The sequence below is a fragment of the Bacillus sp. LLTC93 genome, from assembly GCF_002993125.1.
Taxonomy (GTDB): Bacteria; Bacillota; Bacilli; order Bacillales; family Bacillaceae; genus Bacillus; species Bacillus zhangzhouensis.
Genome location: NZ_PVME01000004.1, coordinates 279,952 through 305,221, shown reverse-complemented (window position 1 = coordinate 305,221; position 25,270 = coordinate 279,952). Strand labels below are relative to the sequence as shown.

At 42.9% G+C, this 25,270-nt stretch carries 25 protein-coding genes; 10 read left to right on the top strand and 15 right to left on the bottom strand.

Translation table 11 applies throughout. From position 1 onward, the window contains the following. Positions 1-6 precede the first annotated feature (6 nt). The 5 genes from C6W18_RS15120 to C6W18_RS15100 form a co-directional block, all read right to left on the bottom strand. Positions 7-798, bottom strand: coding sequence for a putative hydro-lyase (locus C6W18_RS15120; RefSeq protein ID WP_105928123.1), 792 nt, complete (start codon positions 796-798; stop codon positions 7-9). A gap of 5 nt (positions 799-803) precedes the next feature. Continuing rightward, complete coding sequence (locus tag C6W18_RS15115; RefSeq protein WP_105928092.1) at positions 804-2,021, bottom strand: NRAMP family divalent metal transporter; 1,218 nt, start codon at positions 2,019-2,021, stop codon at positions 804-806. A 29-nt stretch (positions 2,022-2,050) separates the two neighbouring features. Next, a complete protein-coding gene (locus tag C6W18_RS15110; protein ID WP_105928091.1) occupies positions 2,051-2,806 on the bottom strand; it encodes a LamB/YcsF family protein in 756 nt (251 codons plus the stop codon). 166 nt (positions 2,807-2,972) lie between these two features. Beyond that, positions 2,973-3,752, bottom strand: coding sequence for a Cof-type HAD-IIB family hydrolase (locus tag C6W18_RS15105; RefSeq protein WP_189318103.1), 780 nt, complete (start codon positions 3,750-3,752; stop codon positions 2,973-2,975). Between the two features lie 104 nt (positions 3,753-3,856). Further along, the gene (locus tag C6W18_RS15100; RefSeq protein ID WP_105928090.1) at positions 3,857-4,126 is read right to left on the bottom strand and encodes an excalibur calcium-binding domain-containing protein; all 270 of its coding nucleotides are present in this window, start codon (positions 4,124-4,126) and stop codon (positions 3,857-3,859) included. A 184-nt stretch (positions 4,127-4,310) separates the two neighbouring features. Here C6W18_RS15100 and C6W18_RS15095 point away from each other — a divergent pair, with 184 nt between their 5' ends. From C6W18_RS15095 to C6W18_RS15085, 3 genes are read left to right on the top strand one after another with little or no spacing between them, the layout of a single operon-like run. Beyond that, on the top strand, positions 4,311-4,688 hold the full coding sequence (locus tag C6W18_RS15095) for a VOC family protein (RefSeq protein ID WP_105928089.1): 378 nt from the start codon (positions 4,311-4,313) through the stop codon (positions 4,686-4,688). Between the two features lie 27 nt (positions 4,689-4,715). Next, positions 4,716-5,009 (top strand): DUF5316 family protein, encoded by a 294-nt coding sequence (locus tag C6W18_RS15090; protein ID WP_034324700.1) that lies wholly within the window; start codon positions 4,716-4,718, stop codon positions 5,007-5,009. A gap of 26 nt (positions 5,010-5,035) precedes the next feature. Continuing rightward, entirely contained in the window at positions 5,036-5,278 is a 243-nt protein-coding gene (locus tag C6W18_RS15085) for a DUF2651 family protein (RefSeq protein WP_105928088.1), read from the top strand. Positions 5,279-5,322: 44 nt separating this feature from the next. On the opposite strand, the gene C6W18_RS15080 is transcribed toward C6W18_RS15085, so the two are convergent. From C6W18_RS15080 to C6W18_RS15060, 5 genes are all read right to left on the bottom strand, one after another. After that, the gene (locus tag C6W18_RS15080) at positions 5,323-5,715 is read right to left on the bottom strand and encodes a RidA family protein (protein ID WP_105928087.1); all 393 of its coding nucleotides are present in this window, start codon (positions 5,713-5,715) and stop codon (positions 5,323-5,325) included. A gap of 225 nt (positions 5,716-5,940) precedes the next feature. Beyond that, complete coding sequence (locus C6W18_RS15075) at positions 5,941-7,689, bottom strand: methyl-accepting chemotaxis protein (RefSeq protein WP_105928086.1); 1,749 nt, start codon at positions 7,687-7,689, stop codon at positions 5,941-5,943. A gap of 100 nt (positions 7,690-7,789) precedes the next feature. Then, the gene (locus C6W18_RS15070) at positions 7,790-8,911 is read right to left on the bottom strand and encodes a mannitol-1-phosphate 5-dehydrogenase (protein ID WP_105928085.1); all 1,122 of its coding nucleotides are present in this window, start codon (positions 8,909-8,911) and stop codon (positions 7,790-7,792) included. Position 8,912: 1 nt separating this feature from the next. Then, positions 8,913-9,347 carry a PTS mannitol transporter subunit IIA gene (locus tag C6W18_RS15065; RefSeq protein WP_034324355.1) on the bottom strand — a complete coding sequence of 145 codons (435 nt, stop codon included), beginning with the start codon at positions 9,345-9,347 and terminating at the stop codon, positions 8,913-8,915. A 96-nt stretch (positions 9,348-9,443) separates the two neighbouring features. After that, positions 9,444-10,886: a PTS mannitol transporter subunit IIBC gene (locus C6W18_RS15060; RefSeq protein WP_105928084.1), complete on the bottom strand. Its 1,443-nt coding sequence runs from the start codon at positions 10,884-10,886 to the stop codon at positions 9,444-9,446. Positions 10,887-11,392: 506 nt separating this feature from the next. Here C6W18_RS15060 and C6W18_RS15055 point away from each other — a divergent pair. The 3 genes from C6W18_RS15055 to C6W18_RS15045 all read left to right on the top strand — a co-directional run bounded on the left by C6W18_RS15055 (position 11,393) and on the right by C6W18_RS15045 (position 14,548). Next, positions 11,393-13,027: a copper resistance CopC/CopD family protein gene (locus tag C6W18_RS15055; RefSeq protein WP_105928083.1), complete on the top strand. Its 1,635-nt coding sequence runs from the start codon at positions 11,393-11,395 to the stop codon at positions 13,025-13,027. A 16-nt stretch (positions 13,028-13,043) separates the two neighbouring features. Next, positions 13,044-13,658: a YcnI family copper-binding membrane protein gene (locus C6W18_RS15050; RefSeq protein ID WP_105928082.1), complete on the top strand. Its 615-nt coding sequence runs from the start codon at positions 13,044-13,046 to the stop codon at positions 13,656-13,658. Between the two features lie 293 nt (positions 13,659-13,951). Then, positions 13,952-14,548 carry an NAD(P)H-dependent oxidoreductase gene (locus tag C6W18_RS15045; protein ID WP_105928081.1) on the top strand — a complete coding sequence of 199 codons (597 nt, stop codon included), beginning with the start codon at positions 13,952-13,954 and terminating at the stop codon, positions 14,546-14,548. A 45-nt stretch (positions 14,549-14,593) separates the two neighbouring features. Here the strand turns inward: C6W18_RS15045 and C6W18_RS15040 are convergent, their stop codons facing one another. The 3 genes from C6W18_RS15040 to gabT are packed head-to-tail and all read right to left on the bottom strand — an operon-like array spanning position 14,594 to position 18,689. After that, positions 14,594-15,988 (bottom strand): NAD-dependent succinate-semialdehyde dehydrogenase, encoded by a 1,395-nt coding sequence (locus C6W18_RS15040; protein WP_105928080.1) that lies wholly within the window; start codon positions 15,986-15,988, stop codon positions 14,594-14,596. Continuing rightward, positions 15,963-17,351 carry an APC family permease gene (locus C6W18_RS15035; protein ID WP_034324341.1) on the bottom strand — a complete coding sequence of 463 codons (1,389 nt, stop codon included), beginning with the start codon at positions 17,349-17,351 and terminating at the stop codon, positions 15,963-15,965. Before C6W18_RS15035 ends, C6W18_RS15040 begins: the two co-directional genes overlap by 26 nt. 21 nt (positions 17,352-17,372) lie before the next feature. Beyond that, complete coding sequence (gabT, locus tag C6W18_RS15030; protein ID WP_105928079.1) at positions 17,373-18,689, bottom strand: 4-aminobutyrate--2-oxoglutarate transaminase; 1,317 nt, start codon at positions 18,687-18,689, stop codon at positions 17,373-17,375. 108 nt (positions 18,690-18,797) lie between these two features. Between gabT and gabR the strand changes: the two genes are divergently transcribed. Beyond that, a complete protein-coding gene (gabR, locus tag C6W18_RS15025; RefSeq protein ID WP_105928078.1) occupies positions 18,798-20,222 on the top strand; it encodes a MocR-like transcriptional regulator GabR in 1,425 nt (474 codons plus the stop codon). Positions 20,223-20,389: 167 nt separating this feature from the next. On the opposite strand, the gene C6W18_RS15020 is transcribed toward gabR, so the two are convergent. Beyond that, positions 20,390-21,121, bottom strand: a complete 732-nt coding sequence (locus C6W18_RS15020) for a LysR family transcriptional regulator (protein ID WP_105928077.1) — start codon at positions 21,119-21,121, stop codon at positions 20,390-20,392. 99 nt (positions 21,122-21,220) lie between these two features. Here C6W18_RS15020 and C6W18_RS15015 point away from each other — a divergent pair, with 99 nt between their 5' ends. Further along, positions 21,221-21,772 carry a DUF4865 family protein gene (locus C6W18_RS15015; RefSeq protein WP_105928076.1) on the top strand — a complete coding sequence of 184 codons (552 nt, stop codon included), beginning with the start codon at positions 21,221-21,223 and terminating at the stop codon, positions 21,770-21,772. Positions 21,773-21,852: 80 nt separating this feature from the next. On the opposite strand, the gene C6W18_RS15010 is transcribed toward C6W18_RS15015, so the two are convergent. Further along, positions 21,853-22,164, bottom strand: a complete 312-nt coding sequence (locus tag C6W18_RS15010; RefSeq protein WP_105928075.1) for an ArsR/SmtB family transcription factor — start codon at positions 22,162-22,164, stop codon at positions 21,853-21,855. Between the two features lie 638 nt (positions 22,165-22,802). On the opposite strand from C6W18_RS15010, the gene C6W18_RS15000 reads away from it, so the two are divergent. Both C6W18_RS15000 and C6W18_RS14995 read left to right on the top strand, forming a co-directional pair. Further along, positions 22,803-23,669, top strand: coding sequence for a TetR/AcrR family transcriptional regulator (locus C6W18_RS15000; RefSeq protein WP_223250691.1), 867 nt, complete (start codon positions 22,803-22,805; stop codon positions 23,667-23,669). 16 nt (positions 23,670-23,685) lie between these two features. Beyond that, positions 23,686-25,119, top strand: coding sequence for an MDR family MFS transporter (locus tag C6W18_RS14995; protein ID WP_105928074.1), 1,434 nt, complete (start codon positions 23,686-23,688; stop codon positions 25,117-25,119). The last annotated feature ends 151 nt before the right edge of the window (positions 25,120-25,270 follow it).

Here is a 25,270-nt window from a genome sequence, read left to right as displayed (position 1 = left end):
CTTTCTTTATAGCACTCCGAGCTGCTGATCTCTTCGATCTGTGATGAACATATGACCAGGTGCATGAGTGATCGCAATGTCTGGTTTTGTGTGCATGACGATGGCTTGCGGCGTCACACCACATGCCCAAAACACCGGAACTTCTCCTTCTTTCATCACAGACGGTTCTCCAAAGTCTGGTTTGTCCAGATCTAGGATTCCAATCATAGCTGGGTCTCCTATATGGACGGGACCGCCATGTACTGAAGGAAATCTAGACGTCACTTGAACACTTCTTGTGACTTGATACGCCGGAATGGGTCTCATGCTGACTACCATCGGGCCATGGAACACCCCTGCCTGTTCACAGGAAAGATTCGTTTGATACATCGGTACGTTATGACCATCTTCAATATGACGTACAGGGATATCATTCAGCATGAGCGCATGCTCAAACGTAAAACTGCATCCGATGAGAAAGGCAACCATATCATCCTCCCAATAAGAGGAGATATCTGTCACCTCTTGCTGAAGAATCCCTTTTCGGTAAATACGGTACTTTGGAAAATCCGTTCGAATATCCGCTTGAGGCGCTGACCGCCTTGGCACTGGATCACCTGGCTCCAGCACATCAAGTAAGGGGCATGCAGCCGGATTCCGCTGACAAAATAAAAGAAAATCAAAGGCAAGTTCCTTTTTGACAATCATTAAATTGGCTTGAGCAAATCCCTCTGCAAAGCCAGCCGTTGGTCCTGTGATCTCCTTTTTGCGAATCAATTCCCTGATCTGTTTAGGCTCACAAGTTTGATATGCATTCATCCGAATCAGCTCCATAATTTCGGGATTTCATTCATGATTGTATACCCACCCATAATAGCCATAATGACGACAACAAACGCACCTGACAGTGTCAAAAAGAATGGATGGCGATAATCACCGACAATTTCTTTTTTATAGGCCGCAATAAGCAATGTTCCAAGTGCAAGCGGCAAAATCAATGCATTAATCGCCCCAACCAAAATCAATATATTCACAGGTCTTCCGATCGTAATAAAACAAATGGTCGAGAGGGCAATAAAGCCGATGATAATGCCACGTTGATTTTGCTCAATTTTTGGCGAGAAGGTTTTAAAGAAGGAGACAGATGTGTATGCCGCTCCAATGACCGATGTGATCGCCGCAGCCCACATAATAATCCCGAACATTTTATATCCGATATTTCCTGACGCTAATTGAAAAACCGAAGCAGGCGGGTTTGATGGATCAATCTGCAAGCCTTTTGAGACAACTCCTAGAGCGGCAAGAAAGAGCGCAACACGCATGATTGACGTAATCAACACACCAAAAATGGAGCTTTTCGTCACTTGCGGCAGTGCTTCCTTCCCCTTAATGCCAGCATCCAGCAGACGGTGACCGCCAGCGAAGACGATATAGCCGCCTACTGTTCCACCCACAAGTGTCACAATCGACAAAATATCAATTTTCTCTGGGACGAATGTTCTCAATGCCGCTTCTCCAACTGGTGGAGCTGTTGAAATCGCCACATACAGCATCAGGCCAATCATGACAAAGCCGGCTATCTGTGTGAAACGGTCCATCGCTTTTCCAGCCTCTTTGATCACGAAAATCAGTATAGCAATGACAGCACTGACCCCTGCTCCGATTCGCGGATCAACTCCGAAAATGACCTGAAAACCGAGACCAGCACCGGCGATATTTCCGATGTTAAAGGCAAGCCCCCCAATGACAATCAAAAAGGCTAGTACATAACCGAGACCCGGCAGAACCATATTCGCAATATCCTGCCCTCGTTTTTCTGAGACGGCAATGATGCGCCATACATTGGTTTGCGCAAAAATATCTAACAGAATAGATATCAAAATGACAAATCCAAAGCTAGCTGCAAGCTGCTGTGTAAACACTGTCGTTTGTGTTAAAAATCCCGGTCCGATGGCGGAAGTAGCCATTAGGAAGGCTGCGCCCATCAGCATAGACCGGTTCCCCTTTGGCGCCTTCATGTTTTTGCCTTTCTCTGTTTTCATGCTGTTTCCCCCTTTGATGTCGTTTTTTATTAAAAGGCCCCGATGTGAATATTGGCTTCTTTTAGCTTCGCTGTAATGGTTTTTGCAAATTGAAGCGCATGGCTGCCGTCTCCGTGTATGCAAACCGTATCTGCTTTGAGCTGAATATCTTCCCCTTGAACTGTACGAACCTTTCCTTCTCGTACCATACGAACGACCTGCTCGACTGCCAGCTCATCCTCTTCAATGAGTGCATGTGGTTCGCGGCGGGACGTTAGTGTCCCATCAGTTTGATACGTCCGATCAGAAAAGACTTCATGTGCCACTTGAAGACCGATTCTTTCACCTGCTAACGCGAGTTCACTGCCTGACAGCCCAAATAACACAAGATTCGGATCGACATCATACACAGCCTTCGCAATCGATTCAGATAATTCAGTATTTTCAGCCGCCATGTTGTAGAGAGCACCGTGTGGTTTGACATGCTGCATCTTGCCGCCTTCTGCTTTTAGAAAGGCTGATAGAGCGCCTATTTGATAAATGACGAGATCATAGGCTTCCTCTGCAGAGATGGCCATTGGACGTCTGCCAAAGCCGACTAAATCTTGCAAACCTGGATGCGCACCGATTTGAACCCCTTTATCTAGCGCCATTCTGACCGTCTTTCTCATCACCGTTGGATCTCCTGCATGAAAACCGCAAGCAATGTTGGCTGAGGTGACATATTCAAGAATTTGTTCGTCTGCACCGATTGTGTATTGACCAAAGCTTTCTCCTAAATCACAGTTGATATCCACTTGATACATAGGACCCCTCCTCATTGTTCCGAAATACGGAATCATAAGTCCGAATATTCGAATTTATATTGATTATACCAACTTTGGAGAGACTGCACATGAAATTGTCAGAAAACATAACAATAGAACTAGGAGAAAAATAAAAAAAGCGAGAGGTGCTGTCCTCTCGCTTTTTTTATTTAGATAGCACCCAATGTTGGATGGCTTTTGCTACACCGTGTTCTGTATTAGGAGCGGTAATCCAATCAGCGGCTTCTTTCACCACTTCTTGCGCATTTCCCATGGCGATTCCTAGTCCAGCTTCTTGAATCATGGCCATATCATTTAGGCTGTCGCCAAGTGACATGACGTTGTCCATTGTACAGCCAATGCGTTCTGCTACCTTTGCAAGAGCCGCAGCTTTGTTAATGCCTGCCGCATTGACTTCGATATTGGTTGGACTTGAATTTGTGATCTCTAGATGACCATTTGTTTTCAGTGTATTAAGCACTTCCTCACGAACGTCATCGTCATGAATTTCAAAGCCGAATTTCAGCCATTCATGGTCATGAATGCGTTCTGGAAATTCACCTCTCCACACCTTATCCACAGTGGAAGCCCAGTAATCGGTTTCGTACCTGTTTTTTAGATCCCACATCATTTGGACGTGATCCGGATGCAGCAGATCTCGTTCGATCAGCTGAAAATTTGAATCCCAAATTTCACTTCCGTTTGCTGTCACAAGATAGGAAGAGAGTTTGAGCGGCTCAACCAACTCTCGGCAAGTCATCAGCGTTCGCCCTGTGCTAATAACGACATGGACCCCTTTCGCTTCTGCTTCTTTAATGGCTTGTTTATTTTCCTCAGGAATGACGTGCTCACTATTTAACAGTGTGCCATCCATATCAATGGCAATCAATCGGATGTCTTTCTTATCAGCTTGTGTTGACAAATTGAGTACCCCACTTTGTATCATTTTTTGAAACTATCTTTATTTTAATATAAAGACGAAGATGGCACAAAGGGACGAGTTTGATCCCATAGAAAAAAAGACCTTGTTACAGGTCTTTTCACATGTGTTTAGCGTTCACAAGCAATGCCGTCTTTATCACGATCAAGTCGTATATTTTTTTGGTAAAGCGCTTTTGACACATAAGGCTTGTACTTTGTTTTGCCGCCTTTGTTTTTCGTGTTTTTGCTTTTCGCCACGCCGCCTTTATATACTTTGTTGAGCGCTTTGCAGTTTTTGTAAGACTTGACTGCCTTTGCATCCGCTGTGTGGATGTCGACTTGTGTAAAGCTTAGTAAAAGACCTAAAGACAAGACAGCGACCATGATTTTTTTCAACATATGTAATCCCCCTATTTTTTCTAATTTTACATTTTTATCATAAGTCACCACTTTTTGTTTTTCAAGACTATTCAGCTAAAAATATTGTTTTTTTTGGAATCAGATGAACCTTATATCCTATATGATAAAATAGGTGGGAAACCTTTCCGGTTTTGACACGTATATGAAGAGAGGAGTTTTTCACATGAAAATGAAATATACCATTCTATATGTAAACGATGTTGAGGCGAGCATTCATTTCTATCAGCATGTACTTGGTTTCCCTATTAAATTGAGAGTTGAATCCTATGTTGAGTTTGATACTGGAGAGGTGACCTTATCCATTAATTCACGCCAGGATGTAAAAGATGCACTTGGATTACCTGTTCCAGAGGCGAATAGCTCGTCTCAAACCTTTGAGATTGGCTTTGTCGTGGATGATGTGGATCAAACAATTGCGTCAATGAAGGAAAAAGGGGTACCTATCATCAAAGAACCTGCAAAAAAACCATGGGGTCAAACCGTTGCTTATGTGTCTGATCCTGATGGACATTTCATTGAAATATGTGATGCCATCTCCTAATGTCATATTTGAAGGGAGTGAACCGGAATGAGAAAAAAACATGCTTTTTTCGCCGGTGTTTGCTCAATGATTGTGATTTGCAGTGCCGCTATCATTCTACAGCACTATGAGTGGATTGGGTTTGTCAGTGGAGGGATCTCTATTATCGGGCTCGTTGTATCTGGATTTTTAATGGGTGCATGGACAAACGGGGAAGAAGCACGAGCAGCCTATCACTCTGAAACAAAAGAGCACCGCATGTGGCGTCTTGATACGGCTTTTCTTTTTATGATCTTTGCACTTCCACATATGGCTGCGGCGGTCTTTTATGTTTTGATGTAAACACTTGATAAAAAGGAGTTCGCGATATGGCTGTCTTTGTGTTATTGATTGTATTTGGCTTCCCCATCATCTCCGTGCTGATTGGTATTCTCGGCACGCTGCTTTTGAAGAATGTTTGGATGCCTACTTTAATTGTACTGTTAGCAAGTGTCATCCTGATGTTCACATATATTGGCGGGAATAAATCCTTTATCATTTGGGTCATCATCTATACAGTCTTTACGTTTCTCGCTGGATTGATCACAAAGCGGCTCAAGGCTGTTTCATAAATACTCATGAAAAAAAGAACAGTTTGCACTGTTCTTTTTTTTGATCAAATATCGGCGCACCATAGTTCAATTTCAATTTTCAGCTTTGGCCATCCTAATGCAGATACATAGGCAACAGTCATTGAAGGATAAGCCGTTTTGAAGATTGCATCCCACTGAGGATATAGATGATCCCAATCGATTTCTTCTGTTGCCCATATATTGACCTTAATCACATGTTCTTCATTCAGTCCTTCTGATTCAAGGACTTTTTTAATATTTTCAAATGTATTTGTTACTTGGTCGTTTAAGCTTGATGGTACCTGCCCATCCATATCTGTTCCTACTTGACCCGATGTAACAAATAACCCCGCACCCTTTGGCACTCTTGTGATATGACTATAGTTGCCCACTGGTTTCGGCATAAATTCTGGGTTTTTCCTCGTGATTTTTTCCATGTATATCCCTCACTCACTATGATTTTTCTGCTAGATTCTTCATCATGTAGACAGACTTCACCAATTTCTCTCTATTCTAGAAAAAAACAGCAGTAGAGTATCCATAGCCACAAGACAAGAACATCAATATTTTCTTTTTCATGACCGGACACTCCTTTTTTTATCCTGTGAGCAGGGTTTTCTTAACTTCATCCTACCTTACGTGAGACACGTAGTCAAAATGATTTATAGACGATAACGTGCAATATCTTGATTCAATCGCATACTCAGCTCATTGAGTCTTTCTGCTGCCTTGGCCACATTGGAGATGGCTGTCACTTGTTCGTCTGTAGATGCTGTGATTTCTTCAATAGCAGCAGCATTTTCTTGAGAAATATGTGCTGCACCATGCATCGCTTTTGTGATGAGATCGTTTTGCTCCAGCAGGGCGTTCAGCTCTTTTGCCATCGCATTTGTTTCGACAATGGTTTGTGAAATCGATGTAGAGATGGCATTGAATTCATGTTCTGTTGCGTGTACCGCCTCATCTAACTCAGCGAAACGATCCATTGTGTTGGACATCATACCGGCTGTTGCAGTCGTTTCTTCTTTAATGCCTTGAATCATTTGCTGAATTTGAACCGCTGATTGCTTTGTCTGCTCAGCTAAATTCCTTACTTCGCTCGCCACAACTGAGAAGCCTTTGCCGTGCTCTCCTGCGCGTGCTGCCTCAATGCTCGCATTCAGTGCAAGTAAATTGGTCTCATTTGAAATGCTTTCAATCGTATCTGTGATTTGAGAGATATCCTGCACTTTTGTACTTAACTGCTCAATTCCTGTTCGAATACCTTTTGATGCCTGAATTGATTGTTCATTTGATTGTTTTAATTGCTGAACAATTTGCTGGCCCTGCTGTGATGATTGATTCGATTGGTCAGAAATTCGTTTAATTTGATCGCTTTGTTCTTTGACGTTTTCGATGGATTGATTGAATTGGGTCATTTGTTGATTGGCTACCTCAAGGTCAGATGCCTGATGAAGCGTACCAGTCGATATGTCTCCAATCGCTCGGCCAATTTCTTCACTGCTGGCTGATGTTTCTTCAGATATCGCGGATAAGTCTGTCGCTGATTCGACGAGTTGACTGCTCGTTTCCTGTAAACCGCTCACAAGTGCTCTGAGCTCTCCAGACATATGGTTAAAGCCTTTTGCCAACTGTCCAATTTCATCCGTTGTTTCCTTTAAGTTCGTGCGTTCTATATTACCCGCCGCAATTTCTTTTGAAGCAGCGGTGACTTGCTTGAGCAGCCTGACTTTTCCTCGTGCGGCCAAATAAAAGACCCCAAGACTCAGGAGAGCAACTCCCGCTGTAATCAGAATAATATAGAGCTTCATCTGCTCTAATTCTTTATAAAATTCATCCTGAAATACGGCAATTCCTACACTCCAATTCCACGGCGTGAACTGGCTCATATAAGCAAGCTTTTGCTTTTCTTCCCCAGTTGCATCATCTTTATCCATATAGGTGATATAGTGTGCGTCCTCGCCTTTTGCTGTGGCTCCAGCAACCATTTTTTGACGATTGGTCGTATTATCCGGGATGACGCCAATGTCGTTGATAGGATGGACTTGTGATGAATAATCCGCTCCATATGCGACGAGATAGCCTTTATTTTTATAGATAAAATCCGATTTTTGAAATTGGTATCCTTTCCCGTTGTCGTTTTTAGGTCCGCTTAAGTAAATGCGGGCTTGTTCCTGCGCCTGTTCAAGCGTCAGTTCTTTTTTCTCCACACGGTCATTCAATTGTTCAAGTGTGGCCATCGATCCGCTGACGATGTGCTTTAAATCTGCTTTCCCTGCATCAATTAATACATTTTTCGCTAACAAATATCCCGTTGTTCCAACAAGTCCGCCTGTTAAAATCGTAATCACGATAATAGCTGACATTAATTGAAAAAAGACACTTCTTGAAGCAAACGCTTTCTTTTTCATGTTCAAATTCCCCCTTACTTCATATATCGTCCAGCGGGGAAAAGTATTAAAAAAGTCATAGAAAAAAATCCCTTTCACATGTTGGAAAGGGATTTTTTGATTATAAAGCGGTTTCTTTGAGAATGGCTTGATAGAGATCATCTGTTGGCGTGAGTCCACATACCTCTTCTAGCACACCTTCAATGCCTTTTTCTTTTCTTAATGCTTGCATGCGAACGGCTTCTTCGTCTTCTGCAAAGTCGTAAGCCAAAGCTGCGGCAATGCCTTTGATTAAATAAACCGGTTGTTTGATCTTCTTCGCTGGACCAATTAAGCGGTCATTTGCCCCCAGCTTTCTAAGCGGGGAACGTGCGACACGCGTCACTTCGTCGGAAATAAAGGCATTTTCAAATCGTTTGATGATTTTTTGAATATACGCATCATGCTCTTCTTTTTGAAAGCCATATGTGTCAATTAAATAGCTGCCCGTTTCGTGAAGTGCGCCTTCGACAATCTGACGAATTTCTAGCGTGTCGACGGCTTCTTTAATCGTTTGGACACCTTGCTGGTACCCGACATAAGCAGCTAGTGCATGTCCTGTGTTGACAGTGAAGAGCTTACGTTCAATATATGGCGTCAAATCTTGTACAAAGGTCGCTCCGTCAATTTGAGGAACATCTCCAATAAAGCCCGTCTCATCAATGACCCACTCGAAAAATGGTTCGACTGATACTTTCAAAATGTCCTCATGGTGCTGAATAGGAACAATGCGGTCAACAGCAGCGTTTGGAAAACCAACTGTTCGTGACAGCGCTTCTTGTTCATCTACTGTTAAATGAGAGAAGACGGCTTCTTTTAAATGAGAGCTGCCCCCAATCATATTCTCACACGCAACAATGTTGATGATATGGTCAGGCTTTTTTTGTTTTAATCCTTCAGCAATTGATGACGCAATGACCTTCAATACGGCTGGTCCAACAGCTGTTGTAATCAAATCGGCTGTTGCAACGGCCTCGGTTAATGCCGCTGGATTTTGCGCGGAATTGATCGCTGAAACAGGGCCTACTCCTTCTTGCTTTTGCCCTGGTGCTGCAAGTTCAACCGTGTACTCTCCTCTTTCATTCAGCTCGTGGATCACCGCTTCATTTACATCGGTAAACACAAGCTCAAACCCTGATTTTTTTAACAAAGATCCGATAAACCCTCTGCCAATATTCCCTGCTCCAAAATGAAGGGCCTTCATGTTAGTTCACCTCGTTAAAGATGGCGATCAGTTCATCCTGATCCTTTGCATGAATGATGCGTTCTACATTTTCTTCTTCTGAACAAACAATCGCAATTTGAGAAAGAATATCGAGATGTTCATTGTTTTTCCCAGCGATACCAAATACGACTTTGGCGATATTTCCTTCGCCATATTCAACGCCATCTGGAATTTGAATGATTGAAATCCCTGAATGAAGGACAGCGGCTTTGGCATCCTCTGTTCCATGAGGAATTGCAATCCCGTTCCCCATAAATGTAGAAGAGATCTTTTCTCTTTCAAACATTTTGTCGACATAATCACTTGTGACATAGCCATTTGCCACTAGGACTTCGCCTGCTTTTTTAATGGCTTCTTCTTTAGAGCCTGCTTGTTCGTTTAGATAAATATTGTCTTTTGAAAGTACTTGTTTCATGAATGATCACACACCTTTTTTAGAATGGAAAATCAGGAAAACAACCAAAACGGGGAGTTCAATAAGGAACAATTGAACTCAACCCGTTTCGCCATGTTATTTTTTCAACTTCTCAATCAGCTCATCGTATTTCGGGCTGTTTAAGAAATTATCAACTGAGATATGCACAGCTCCTGGCAGTTTTGCCTTCGCTCTGTCTGTTAAATCTTTATGGGTAAAGACCACATCGGCATCATTTGGAATGTTGCTGATGGATGTGTTTGTCACGTCAATATCAAGCTCTGCCTTTTTGACTTTGTTCTTTAAGATGGAAGCACCCATCGCACTTGAGCCCATTCCTGCATCGCAGGCAAAGATGATTTTGTTCACGTCATCTGGATTGACATCACTTGGTGATGCTGATTGCTCGTTCGCTTGAGCTTCTTCCTTTTGTGCAGTTAGAGCGGCTGCTGCTGCACTTTTCTTCCCTTTCATATCTTGCATCTTTTCTGCCGCCGCCGTTAGGTCCTCATCTGTTTCCTTGGACGCTTTTAAAATCACAGAAGCGACAAGGAAGGATACGATTGCTGCCACGACAACACCTGCTAGAACGGCAAGGTGGCCTCCTTTTGGAGACATCAGCATGAGCGCGATAATACTTCCTGGTGATGGCACAGCCTTTAATCCTGCATTTAAAAGTGTAAAAGTCAGAACACCACTTGCCCCACCTGCAATGACAGCCAAAATGAGCTTTGGCTTCATTAAGATGTACGGGAAGTAAATTTCATGGATTCCCCCTAAGAATTGAATGACAATCGCACCAGGTGCAGACTGCTTCGCATTCCCTTTTCCAAAGAACATATACGCAAGAAGAACACCTAAACCTGGCCCTGGGTTGGTTTCAAGCAAGAACAGAACGGACTGACCCGTTTTTGCTGCTTGCTCCACCCCTAAAGGACCTAAAATCCCTTGGTTAATTGCATTGTTTAAGAACAATACTTTCGCTGGTTCTATGAAGATACTTGCCAGCGGAAGTAAATGTGCATTGACAATGATATCTACACCTGCCGCTAGGGCTTTATTAAGACCAAGTACCACTGGGCCGATTGCGTAGAAAGCAATGGCGACAAGAATGGCACCTAGAATACCTGCCGTGAAGTTATTCACAAGCATTTCAAAGCCTGATTTGATTCGATCTTTGAACAGCTGGTCAATTTTCTTAATGAGATAACCGCCAAGTGGTCCCATGATCATGGCACCTAAAAACATTGGAATGTCCGAACCGACAATGACCCCAATCGTAGCGGTTGCACCGAGTACCCCGCCTCGGTGGTCATATACGAGCTTACCGCCTGTGTAACCGATTAATAGCGGCAGTAAGTAGTTGATCATTGGGCCAACGAGTGTATTTAATTGTTCATTTGGAAAATAACCACTTGGAATGAACAAGGCTGTAATAAGTCCCCAAGCGATAAACGCTCCAATATTCGGCATAATCATACCGCTTAAATAGCTTCCAAAGCGCTGTACTTTTACGCGGAATCCGCTTTTTTCCTGCATCTGTGAAAACTCCTTTCTTCTCTCCCTTTATTCAGGGCTTTATAGGTCAAAAGATATAAGAACAAGTGTCAGTGAAGCCCTTATCCCTATCGTAAAACGCTTTCACTTCTCCTTCAATTGAAACTAAACGTCACTTTGTCACATAGTGTGTGACAAAATTGAAAAATGATGTGAATTCTCTGTCAGATCACAAGGAAAAGCGGGTGAAAAGATTGATCTGCCGTTGTTTTGGCGCAAAATTCATTGGAATTTCACAATTTTTAAATGGTCACTTCTTGTTTCCTCTTTCTAAATCGAATAGGCTTATATTGATCAAACCTATTCAATCAAGAAATGTCTGCGCAGACATGACACAGAAAAAGTGAACCATCTTGCTATTTGTTTCGTTTACCTTTTAGAGTGAGCGGCACAATAGGAGGAGCGGTTTTTTCTGTGACTCACAGTTTACTGCCGCTCTCTTTCTGATACATGAGACATTTTCATAGGTAGAAAGGCGGTTATTCACCTTGTTGAAAAATAGTAAGTGGCTTCTGCTTCTTATCTTCTTGTTCGCTTTTTTCATTCCAAAGGAAGCATTTGCTCATGCATACGTGGTGAGCTCGAATCCAGCGGCAAATGAAGAGCTGGCTAAGCAGCCTCCTTCAGTTTCTATCACTTTTAGTGAAGGAATCGAAAGCGGATTTCATGCCATTAAGGTGCTAAATGCAAAAGGAGATCGTGTGGATCAGGGAGATACGGTCATTAAAGATCAAAAGATCATGGAAGCTGCTTTAAAAAAGGATTTACCAAAAGGGATTTACACCATTCAGTGGAATGCGGTATCAGCGGATGGACACTCTGTCTCTGGCATGATCCCGTTTAGTATTGGAAAAGCGGATGGTGGATTTGACCAATTAGATCAAGGTCAATCGAATGAAGCCATCGATATGGCTTCGACCATTGACAAAGCCTTTCTTTATACGTCGTTTAGCTTATTCCTCGGGACCATTTTGTTTGGACTGTTTTGGTTTAAAGCAGCCATTTCACACACATTAGCTAAACGAATGAAGTGGCTTTTGACATTGTCACTGATTATGATGGGCGGAGCACTCGTGTTCCAGCTGCCGATTCAAACAAAATCAGCGGCAGACGTATCCTTTTGGGGAGCGTTTCAACCATCGCTTTTGCAAGAAACCATTGCGTCGACTTCTGGCGGTAGTCTGTGGATGATGCTCATGGCATCGTTTGTTTTTCTTGCCCTTTGGACCATCGTGGCGATGAAAAAAGGGGACTTCACTTCTTTTCGGAGATGGCTGTTTCCGCTGCTCATTTTCACGGTGCTTCTTTGGCTGAAGGCACAAATCGGTCATCCAGCAGCAACAGATAATAAAATACTCACAACGTCACTTGATTTCATCCATCTCGTTTCCGCATCCATTTGGGTCGGTGGTTTAACAGCCATTGTCCTTCTGTTGATGAAGAAGCTGCCGGATGAAGATCAGCCGCTCATACGTATGACTCTGACAGCCTTTCATCCGTGGGCACTGCTTTCTGTTGGACTCATTGTGTTTTCAGGATTTGTGAATGCCATCTTTATTTTGCAATCGTTTGATGCCCTTTTCCAATCAGCGTACGGCCGAACTTTTTTAATCAAGCTTGGTTTATTTATCATCATGGGCCTCCTTGGACTTGTCCACTACTTGATGCTGAGATGGGAAAAGAAGCAGAAACGCCACGTTTCCTTACGGGCAGAATGGATCATTGGGATCGTTATTTTGTTATTAACGGCTGTGTTCACGAATATTCCAAGCCCTCCACCGCCTGCACCTGAGCCATTCTTTGGAGCAAATCAGGTCGAGCATCGTGACATTGTATCCTTGAGTATCACCCCGAATGCCCCTGGGAAAAATACATTTGAGGTGGCATTTACAAAGAAGGATGGACAAACGATCACTGACATTCAATCTGTGACAGCCAAGATCCATAAAGTCGCCTTATTCGGTGACGAGAAACCGAGTGAATTTCAGCTGGAGCGATTAAAAAATGGACATTTCTCTGCTGAAAATCTCTTATTAAATGAAAAAGGCACTTGGAAAATTGAAATCCATGCGTTGACTGGTTCTTTTGAAAATATCGATACCACATTTATTAGAAGAAACTAAAAGGAGTTTAGATCACATGAAAAAATACGTTAAAGCTTTATTACCAATGCTTCTCGCTTCATTTTTACTGGCGATTCCTGTGAGTGCGCACGTGACAGTCAAACCTGATACGTCTGCGACAAACGCTTGGGAAACTTATACGTTAAAAGTACCTTCTGAAAGTGATAGCCCGACAACAAAGGTTGTCATCACAATGCCTAAAGGCGTAGAATTCCAACAATACGAGCCAGTACCTGGCTGGAAAACAACAACTGAAGAGAAAGATGGCAAGGTGACAAGAGTCACTTGGGAAGCAACGGGTGATGGTGTGCTTGCTGGACAGTTCCAACAATTCGTTTTTGTGGCGAAAAACCCTGAAAAAGCAAGCGAAGCTGCATGGGATGCGTATCAATATTATAAAGATGGAACAGTCGTTGAATGGACTGGCGATAAAGACGCTGATAAGCCTCATTCCATCACAAACATTGTTGCATCTAATACCGTAACGGATTCACATGGACAAGAAAAACCAAAAGAAGAGAAAGCATCTGAAACAGCCTCCACTTCTTCTTCACCACTTGTCCTTGGCCTGTCCATTGCCGCTCTAGTCGTAGCACTTATTGCTCTTGGACTTGCTTTTAGAAAGAAATAAATCATACATGAGCGATCGTTTATCAGAAACGATCGCTTTATCTTCTTTTCAGCGTGAGATAGAAAACCTTTGAAGTCTAGGAAGAACGAGTACCGGAGCGGAGCGAATTTGAGATTCGTGAGCACCGGCACGCAGGACTGACACCGAATGCGAGGGTTTGTCTACACGCTGGAGCGATCGTTTTTCGGAAGCGATCGCTTTTTATTTTCCCAACCTATCATTTCCAATATAGGATTGAATAGGATACAGGCGCATGCCATAATGAGACTCATGACCACCTAGGAGGCTATAAGATGAACCATCTAATCATATTTGCTCATCCCCAGCAAAGCTTAAATCAAACCCTATTAGATCTTGTTGTGAGCACTCTTTTGAACAATGGTCATGATGTGACTGTTCGTGATGTCTATGCCCTTGGCTTTCAGCCAGAGCTCACCATAGCGGAAAAGGCTGCGATCAAACGCGGTGATGTGCCGACTGCTATTCAAACAGAGCAGATGCTTATTCGACAAGCGGATGTCCTGACGTTTATTTTTCCGATATGGTGGACTGGCTTACCGGCTATGCTAAAGGGCTATGTGGAGCGCGTCTTTTCGGAGGGCTTTGCTTATCAGATCAATGAGCATGGGGCTATTGAAAATCTGCTTCGGGACAAAAAAGGCGTCATTATCAACACACATGATGCCCCGAGAACCTTTCTTGATTCCAATAGGATCGTACCCCCTTCCCATCACATGACAACGGATACAGAAGTCTTCAATTTTATCGGTGTTGAGCCCGTCGAACGGCTTTTATTCAGCAGCATGAATCAAGCATCCGCTGATTACATCCATGAAATCCTCCAAGAAACGAAAAAAACGGTGGATCAACTCTTCCCGCCAGCTGTTTAACATAAAAAAGACTGCCGAGGTTTCTCGAGCAGTCTCAATCATTCATTATCCATCTAAACCAATGGATACATATTTTGTTTCTAAATATGGCTCGATGCCTTCAATGCCGCCTTCACGACCAATCCCACTCTCTTTCATACCGCCGAAAGGTGCCTGAACAGCCGATGGGCCCCCATCATTCCAGCCAATAATACCGTAATCAAGATTCTCTGAGATGTAGAGTCCGTTCCGATAATTCTCTGTAAAGAAATAAGCCGCAAGTCCAAAAGGGGTATCGTTCGCTAATTCAATCGCCTCATCTAATGTTTGGAACGTCGTAATCGGCGCCACAGGACCAAAGGTCTCTTCATGCATGATGTTCATCGTAGGATCGACATGTGTGAGCACCGTTGGCTGAACAAAATAATATGACTTCTCATCGTCAAAATCCGTACCGCCGCCGACAAGCACTTTCGCGCCTTTATCCACTGCATCTTGAATTTGGTCGACAATTTTATTAAAGCCGCGCTTATTGATAATTGGACCGATTGATGTGCCTTCTTCAAACCCATTTCCTACTTTCAGCTTTTCCACTTCTTTGCTGAACGCTTGAGCAAATGCTTCATGAATCTCTTCATGCACAATTAAACGGTTGGCACAGACACAGGTTTGTCCTGCATTACGAAACTTAGATGCCACTGCTTGTTTCACAGCCAGTTCAAGATTTGCATCCTTGTCTACGATCAGCGGGGCATGACCGCCAAGTTCCATCGATACGTGTTTCACTGTGCTGGCACTGTTTTTGATCAGGTGCTTTCCGACTGGCGTTGAGCCTGTAAACGTGATCTTGCGAATCAATGGACTATCTGTGAAGATTTCACCAACTTCTTTTCCATCTCCAACAACCCATTGCAGAGCATCCTCCGGAATTCCGGCTTCATGTCCTAATTTCACAAGTTCAATGGCTGTCAGCGGCGTGTCTTCAGCAGGTTTCACAATAAACGTACAGCCCGCTGCGAGTGCTGGTGCTGCCTTTCTCGTAATCATCGCCGCAGGGAAATTCCACGGTGTAATCGCAGCGACAGGACCGACTGGCTGCTTTGTGACAAAAAGACGCTTATTTGTTGTATGAGACGGGATCGTTCTGCCGTAGATTCGCTTTGCTTCCTCTGCGTACCATTCAATATATCCAGCTGCATAGACGATTTCGCCTAATGCTTCTTGATAAGGCTTCCCGTTTTCTTCGGTGATGATTGTTGCAAGCCTTTCTTTATGTTCGATCATCAGATCAAACCACTTGCGAATGATATTTGCACGTTCATGGGCTGACGTCTTTGCCCATGTTTTGAATGCTTTGTGCGAGCGCGAAATCGCGTCTTCGATCTGTTCTTTAGTATGCTGAGCAACTGAAGCAATTTCTTCCCCTGTTGCAGGATTATACACTTTGAGTTCGTTTGTCATGCTCTACCTTCTCCTTCGTTCTTGGATTCATTACATATAGTATATACCCAATGAGTGCCCAACCTAAAAGCAAGATCCATTCAGCTGGCCATGACAGAGAGGCCGGCATCCCCGGAAAATAAAATGAAAGAAAAAGGAGACTCAGTCCGATGGCTAAAACGCCTGTCGTCCGCCAATATTTAATGCGGTATGGACGCTCAAGCTCGGGTTCTGTTTTACGAAGTCTCATAAAGGCGATGGACACAATTAAGTACCCGACGATGATTCCCACGCCGCCTGCATTGACAATCCACACAAGGGCAGGGCGGCCTAGTAATGGAGCAAAAAAAGCCAATCCACCTAGAAATAAAATCGCATTTGTCGGTGTTTTATACTTTGGATGAATATACGCAAACCATTTGGAAATCATGCCTCTTTCCGCCATCGCGTATAGAATACGACTTGCACCGATGATAAAAGCATTCCAGCTCGTCACAATCCCTGCTACACCGCCAATGACAAGCACTGTCCCAAATGCTTGATGACCGAGAAGCTGCACCATCGCATCTGCTGTCGCCAGTGAAGAGGCTTCAAGCTGACCTTTTGACAACCCCGCCGCTACACCAAAGACAATGAGCAAATAAAAAACAACTGCACTCACGATGGAGATAATCAAGATTCTCCCGATGATTTTCTTCGGTGCATTGATCTCCGCCGCCACTTGCGGAATGACATCAAACCCAACGAATAAAAAGGGAATCATGACTAAAACGGCCATGAGACCGCCAACCCCGCCATGAAACATCGGCTCAAGGTTTGCAAAATCTCCATTAAAGGTTGCTCCACCTAAAAGGAGAAAACCTGTCAGGATAATTGCAACTGTGAACACTGACTGAAAAATGGCAGCAGGCTTTGCCCCAATGTAATTCAGAGCTGTTAAAAATAACGCCCCGCCAGATCCAATCAATACCCAAGTAAAATAAACGTCCCATCCCCCTATATTCCATAGGAAACCAACATGCTGTGTTGGAATGACATAATCAATGACCGTCGGCAGTGCGACAGCTTCAAACGTAATCACGGACACATAACCAAATAGTACGCCCCATGCTGAGACAAAAGCTGATTTCATCCCGAATGCCCGTTGGACAAAGACGAGTCCTCCACCTGTCTCTGGAATCGCAGACGAAAGCTCGGCATACGTGAGTCCAATAAAGATGACGAGAATACCGCCGATGACAAAGGCGATGACACTACCTAAAAATCCTGCTGTTAAAATCCAATCTCCCGAAAGTACAACCCATCCCCATCCAAGCATTGCACCAATGGATAAAAACAGTACGTCAGACTGCGACATGGTTTTTGCCATTTGTTGTTTTTGCATACAACCATCCCCCTTTGTTGTTTAGCGTGCTTTGAAGGCGTCCTCGATGATCCCTAGTCCTTCGTGAAGCAGCTCATCTGTGATGACAAGTGGTGTTAAGAAGCGAATAATATTCCCATTAATCCCTGCCGTTAATAAGAGCAGCCCGTGCTCATTTGCATATGATGCAATCGCTGCGGCTGTTTTCTTATCTGGTGTACGCGTTGTTTGATCTTCCACAATTTCAATTGCTGCCATTGCTCCTAACCGGCGGACTTCCCCGATGAATGGGTACGTTGTTCTCCAATCATTTGCTTTGTCCTCAATGACTTGTCCAATGTGTTCAGATCGTTGATTCAGTTGTTCTGTTTCAATAATATCAAGAACCGCTAGTGCTGCCACACAGCCTAATGGACTTCCTGCATACGTTCCCCCGAGCTCCCCTGGGTCTGCTGCATCAAGCAACTCTTTTCTGCCAACAACACCGCTTAGCGGCAGGCCCGCTGCAAGTGATTTTGACACAGTGATTAAGTCTGGCACGACATCAAAGTGCTCAATCGCAAAGTATTTCCCCGTTCTCGCAAAGCCTGTTTGGATCTCATCTGCGACAAATACAATTCCGTGCTGCTGACAAAATGAAGCGACGTGCTGAACAAAACGCTTCGATGGAACAATGAATCCGCCCTCCCCTTGGACTGGCTCCATCACCACACAAGCGACTGTTTCTGGTGCAACGGTTGCGACAAAGAATTGATTAAATTGATCGATGATGTACTCATCGTAGGCCGCATCACTTAATCCTTCAGGCTTTTGATAGTAATAAGGATACGGTGCTTGATATACCTCTGATGCGAATGGTCCGAACCCAAATTTATATGGCTTGACCTTACTCGTCATGCTCATGGTCATATTTGTTCTGCCGTGGAAGCCTCTTGTGAATGACACAACGGCCTGTCGTTTCGTATATTTACGTGCAATTTTCACCGCATTTTCAACAGCTTCTGCTCCTGAATTTAAGAAAATGGCTTTCTTGTCATGGTCGCCTGGCGTTAGATGGCAAAGCTTTTCTGCTAATTCGATATAGGATTCGTACATCATCACATTGAATCCTGGATGAATCAGACTGTCTGCCTGTGCTTTGACGGCTTCCACAACCTTTGGATGTGAATGTCCTACATTTAATGTGCCAATGGCGCCTGCAAAATCAATAAAGCGATTCCCATCAATATCGAACAGCTCGGCTCCTTTTCCTTTCGCTGCAAGATGACGGTTGCCATTACTGACGCCTCTTGCGACGTATTGATCTCTTTTCACCTGCCATTCTTCTGTTGAAAAACGGTTTGTTGTCGTTTGACTCATTGTCATCCATCCCCTTTATGTCTTTTTTATTATTCTGAATATTTTTTGGTATGATAGAAAGTACCAATATGATTTTTTTCATGGTACCAGAGAGGATGAAATGGCGAGATGCTGACAATTCAACTAGATCAAACAGGGGAAAACGGATTTATTTATCATCAAATCTATACGAAAATTAAAGGTGAAATTTTAAATCGAAATCTTCAGCCGCACGATCAATTACCCTCTAAACGAGAGTTAGCCGATACATTAAATGTCAGCGTCAATTCAGTGAATGGCGCCTATCAGCAGCTGCTTGCCGAGGGATATTTATATTCGGTTGAACGCAAAGGTTTTTTTGTGGAATCACTTGAAACGTTTCATGAGTCGGGTCAGCTGAAGCCATCGTCTCTTCCAGCAGATTTAAAGGAAAAGCCCCTTGCACGAAACGACTGGTACTCTTTTTCACACATCTCCGTTGATACGACAAACTTTCCTTTTAAAAGCTGGCTGAAAAGTGAGCAAAAGGCGATCACTCTTCACCAAGAAGCCTTTGGTGAACTTCCGCATCCACAAGGCGTTTATGAGCTGCGGGAAACGATTGCCCGGTTGATCGGACTTGCACGAGGAGTCAAATGTTATCCAGAGCAGCTCATTTTAAGCGCAGGCACACAGTCACTCATTCATTCGTTATCGAGCATTCTTCCGGCTGATCAAGTATACGGGTTAGAAAACCCTGGCTACCGCAGGCTCTATCAAATGCTAAAAAACAATCATCACCGAATTGAAACGATTGGCATTGATCAAAAAGGAGTGCGAATGAGCGACATTCACAAGAAACAGCCAAATGTCTTGATCATTACCCCCTCACATCAGTTCCCAACAGGGGTGATCATGCCGATTTCCCGGCGGATTCAGCTGTTAAACTGGGCAGCTGATCAGCCAGGCCGCTATATCATTGAGGATGATTATGACAGTGAATTTAAGTATGGAACAGACAGCATACCGGCCCTGCAAAGCCTTGATCGATATGACAAAGTCATTTATATGGGGACCTTTTCGAAATCATTGCTTCCTGGGTTGCGGCTTAGCTATATGGTACTGCCTCAGCATTTATTAAGGCGCTATAAAGAAGAACAGCATTTCTTCATTCAAACGACTAATCTTTTTACCCAATACACCCTTCTTCACTTTATTAAAGACGGGGCGTATCAGCGGCATATTAAAAGAATGAATGGTTTATATGAGGAAAAGCGGAAGCAGCTCATTGGAGAGCTCGAAATCGTCTTTGCTGAAAATGTGCGGATTATTGGGGAAAATGCAGGGCTTCATTTTATCGCAGAGTTCCGCTCAGATCGAACGCAGCATGAGATTTTACAGCGAGCCAAAAAAAGAAAGCTGAAAATGTACGGGATGGATCGCTTTACCCTTGATGAGCAATTGCCGGGGCATCAGGAAGGCTTTGTTCCACTCGTCCTCGGCTTCTCGCACATGCGGCCAGAGGATATTCAGCCAGCAGTGAAACGGCTGCACGAGTCGATTTATGGGAGATAAAACAGGTACTTTAAATAAATCGTGACACTCCTCTTCAAGTACCCATAGAGGGGTGTTCCGATGATTGATGGCTTGAAAAACATATGGAACTAAATCAACATTCGTTTCCTCATCAAGGAGAGACTTGAAGTACTATTGAGAAGAATGAGAGAATGAGCTCAATGCCCTCACATTCTTTCATAAATGTAATAGCCGATGTGAATATCTTCTTCTAGCATCTTCACAAGATTTTTATGACCTTTTAAGTTGATTGGTAGTAAAGCAATACCATCTCCCTGTTCAACGATATTAACCATTCCTTCAAACGAATCTAGCTCAAATACATTTTGATGACCCAACACACGCATGGCCTCATTTCTTAAAGGACAAAGCCGATCACGATTCACGACCAATGGGACATGATCATCGTGTATATTTTTTGATTTCCCAAATAAGTTGAATGCTAAATTCTTTGCTTCTCTCAACTGATATCCTGCTGTTTCAAGTTGGTTAAAAGAAATAATTTGATCATAAACATCCTTTTCCAACTCTGTGTTGATATGACTTGTTGACGCAATGCTAAAATCTGTGAATTGAATATCTTCCAACACTTTTTGCTCGTATAAAACATTAAATAGAATTTCAGAGCATAGCACTTTCTTTTTTCTTGGAGTCAACTTTTGTTGTATCAGCTTTGTTTCTTTTATGATCGTTTGAGCGTATTGATAAAATAAATCACCCTGCCCTGTTGAACTGATCCCATTGTGATGTCTGATAAAAAATGTTGAATCATATGAGGTTTCAAGCCATTTTATTCTTTGAGATATATTGGATTGAGCATATCCTAAAGATTTCGCAGCTTGATTAATAGACCCTTTTTGATATACCTCTATAAAAATCACCAAATCATTTATATTCATCAAAATCACCTATCACTTTTAGTGATAACAATAACACAAATATGTATTATTCAACTGTTTTGAAATCCATTATGATTGCTTTTGAAAGGGAGTGTTCCTATGCATGCCATGCAGTATCATGTTGATCTGCCTGCGGATTATGATATGGATATCATTAGAAGAAGAGTGCTGGACAATGGATGGAAAACGGATGGATTGAAGGGGTTACTTTTTAAGGCTTATTTGATCACTGAAAAAAACAAATTTAGAAGTTTGAACAATAGCTATTGCCCATTATATATTTGGACACAATCGGAGGACATGACAGACTTTATATTTAAAGGGTCCTTTGATCAAGTATTGCGTTCGTTTGGTTGGAAGCAAATACGTATTGCCATCACGTATTCAGTTCATTTAACCAATGACTTTGAACGTAGTAAATACGTTCTTGAAGAGTATGTAAACATTCACCCTACTGATTGCCTTGAAAAATTAGAGATCAATCATTGCTTTTCACATGTTAAAGGAAGCAAAGGAGAAGTGATCATATATAACCCCGATAAATGGAAGTTTGTGAAATATACTTTTCTTCATTCAGTACCAGAACATATAGAAAATCACATCCGCATTTATGAAATCGCACATTTATCTTTAGACCATTCTTGTCTCTAATTCGGTTTGAAAGAAGCGCACACATCCCCAAAGCATTGGACCTTGGGGATGTGTGCTATGTGAGCTAATGCAAGGCTCGCTTACCACCGCTCTTTATCTACAGCTAAAATCGATGACACAAGTCCAGGAAAAGCAGTCTCGATGTCTTCTTTTCTTAAAGAATAGTAGCGGTGTTTTCCGTCAATTCGCACTTTCACGACGCCTGCCTCCCTCAGCACTTTGAAGTGATGGGAAAGCGTAGATTTGGCAATATTCATCTCATACGTGCCGCATGTCCTCTCCCCCGCCTCTGCTAAGCAGCGGACAATTTCTAACCGGATTGGGTCGGCCAATGCGTGCAAAACAGAAATCAGTCTCATGTCTTCTTGGTTTGGATGGATTGGAGTATTCATACGATAAATGTACCGTATTTCTTTACAACATACAATCTCATGAATTGTCTAGAAAAGGAACGATATGACTTCACAAACGTCAATGACTGTAATGAGAAGCTGTCTTAAAGGGAAGGAAACCATTTTGACACGTAAAATATGGATTAATAGATTGATAATGTTACTCACTATTTCCTTATGCGCCTGCCAGTCTGTCCAGTATTCCCCGTCAAAACCACCAAGTGCAGAGGAGTTATTAGCTCTCGATAAACATACAGATTTATTTCAATAGAAAGGAACTGTCTATCAAACAAACTTAGACTGGACCAACGATCTGACCGTCACAAAACAACAGCAAGTAGGGATCATCATGAAAACTTCTACCAAACATTTTCAACATGGCACAGCATCTCAGTTGAAAAAAGGGCCCGCTATTTACTCTGTAAAGGGGCGAGAAGACCTTTTGATCGTCGAACATAACGGACAGATGAACATATATGCCGCACATGCGAAAGGATAAGATACCTATCATACAGATAGGTATTTTTTTAAGTTCGTTTTCTTGAAATGAGTCATTCGTTTTGTTATCATAGCAAAAGTGACCACTCGGTTTCCATTGTGACCATATGGTTTTACCGATTCGGAAAGGACTTATGAAGATGAACGAAAAGCAAGAAGAGATTTTGCGGGTTTCAAAGAAATTATTTTCTCAAAAAGGCTATATGAGTGTCTCCATGCAGTCAATTGCCGATGCCTGTAAAATATCAAAAGCGTCTATTTATAAACTGTTTGATTCAAAGGAAGCTCTTCTATTAGAACTGATTAAATACAATCAGTGCAAAATGAGAGAGATTTCTCAGATCATTCATTCAGAAACGACGCTGTCCAAAAAGGAAAAATTCACAAAGAAGATCAAACTTGAGCTTGAAGAGTTTAAAGAGAATCATAAATTTTTGAATATGCTGTCCTTTGAAGCTTTTTCACAGCATTCGCCCATTGTGATTAAGCATTTACGCGAGACACGCTCCATTATCATGCAACGGCACAGAGACATTATTTTAAGCACATATGGTGAATCTGTTGCGCCTTACGTCTGGGATCTTGTGATTGTTCTCAACGGATTAATGAGAGAATTCATCTTAATGCTGGCGATTGAGCGCAAGAACATCCAATTAGAAAATGCCGCCGAAATGATTATCGGCGTGATGGACCGTGTGTCGAAAAAGCCTTGCTCTATTGAGCCTGTGCTAACAGATCAGCTGATGGACTCTTATTTGCTTTCCACACAGGACGAATACGATGAAGAAAAGCTTGTCATCTCGTACTTAACGAAGATCAAACAAGAGCTTCACACACTGTCAAACGGAGAAGAAAAGGACGATCTCCTCTCTGCGTTTGAACTGCTAAGTGAAGAATTATCAAAGGACCAACCGAGAACCTTTTTAATCAGCTCACTACTCGATTATTTAGGCAAAAACAGCGTTTTATCACAAAACGTGTCACAGCTGAAAAGCATCATTTTATAGATAAAGAAGGGATAACATGAACCAATCAACAACATCGTATAATCGACCTGTGATTGTTGGGATTTTTCTCGTCGGAGCATTCGTAGCGATTTTAAACCAAACGCTGCTCATTCCAGCGATCCCACACATCATGGAGGAATTCAATATTGATGTCAGCAAAGGGCAATGGCTGACTACAGCCTTTATGCTGACAAACGGGATTCTCATCCCGATTACTGCCTTTTTAATAGAGAAATTTTCGAGCCGCGCCTTAGTTTTAACGGCTCTTAGCATTTTTACAGCAGGTACGATTCTTGCTGCGTTTGCAACGAATTTCCCAGTGTTACTTGCAGCACGAATTGTGCAGGCAGCCGGCGCAGGGATTTTACTGCCGCTGATGCAAACCATCTTTTTGACCATTTTCCCGAAAGAAAAACGCGGGCAGGCCATGGGAATGGTTGGTCTTGTCATTTCGTTCGCACCAGCGCTTGGGCCAGCACTTGGCGGCTGGATTGTCGATTCCTTTAGCTGGAAATTCTTGTTCTATATTGTTCTGCCAATCGGTATCATTGATCTCATTCTTGCTTATTTCTTAATGAAAAATGTCACGCAGCAAAGAGATACACGTATTGATGTCTTATCCGTCATCCTGTCGTCCTTCGGTTTCGGCGGTTTACTGTACGGGTTTTCTAGTGTCGGATCATATGGATGGACGAATGCGACTGTCCTCATTTCGCTGATTGTCGGCGCCGTGAGCTTGTTCTTCTTTATCCTGCGTCAGTCGAATTTGGAAAGACCGATGCTTGAGTTTGGTGTATTTAAGTTTGCGGTCTTTAGCTTAACAACCTTCCTCGGCATGCTCGTCTTTGCTTTACTGATTGGAACTGAGACCATTCTGCCGCTCTATACGCAGAATGTCAGAGGGTTGTCTGCACTTGATACAGGACTCATCTTATTGCCGGGTGCTCTCTTTATGGGATTCTTGTCACCAATTATCGGACGGATTTTTGATAAAGTCGGCGGAAGAGGGCTGGCAATAGGCGGGTTTACGATATTAGCCGTCACCTCTCTGCCATTTATGATGCTAAGCCTTGATTCTTCGATTGCTCTCATTACGGTGGCCTACACGTTTCGCTTAATCGGGGTTGGGATGATCATGATGCCGCTGACAACAGCAGGTATTAACTCTTTACCACCGCAGCTTATCCCGCATGGGACAGCAATGAATAACACGATGAGACAAATGGGTGGCTCTATTGGGACGGCTGTGCTTGTCTCCATTATGAGCAGCTCTGCTGCAAATGCAGAAATAGCTCATCCATTGAAATCAGCCGTTCATGGCATGAATACATCATTTATCGTTTCTGGTCTCATTGCAGTCGTGGGACTCGTCCTAACCTTTTTCTTAAAGGAAAAACGCGAGAACAAAGTAATGAAACAGGAGCTATCTTCCTCCTCATCTTCTTCATAAGAAAAAGAGCTCGGCATATTGCCGGCTCTTTTTTCATATGATCCCTCTATACCGTCCTCCCTGAAAACACATTTGTTTTTCTAGTGAAGAAAAACCTTGATAATTTAAAGAAAAGAGTTGATAATAGGAACTATTCAATTTGTGAGAAAAT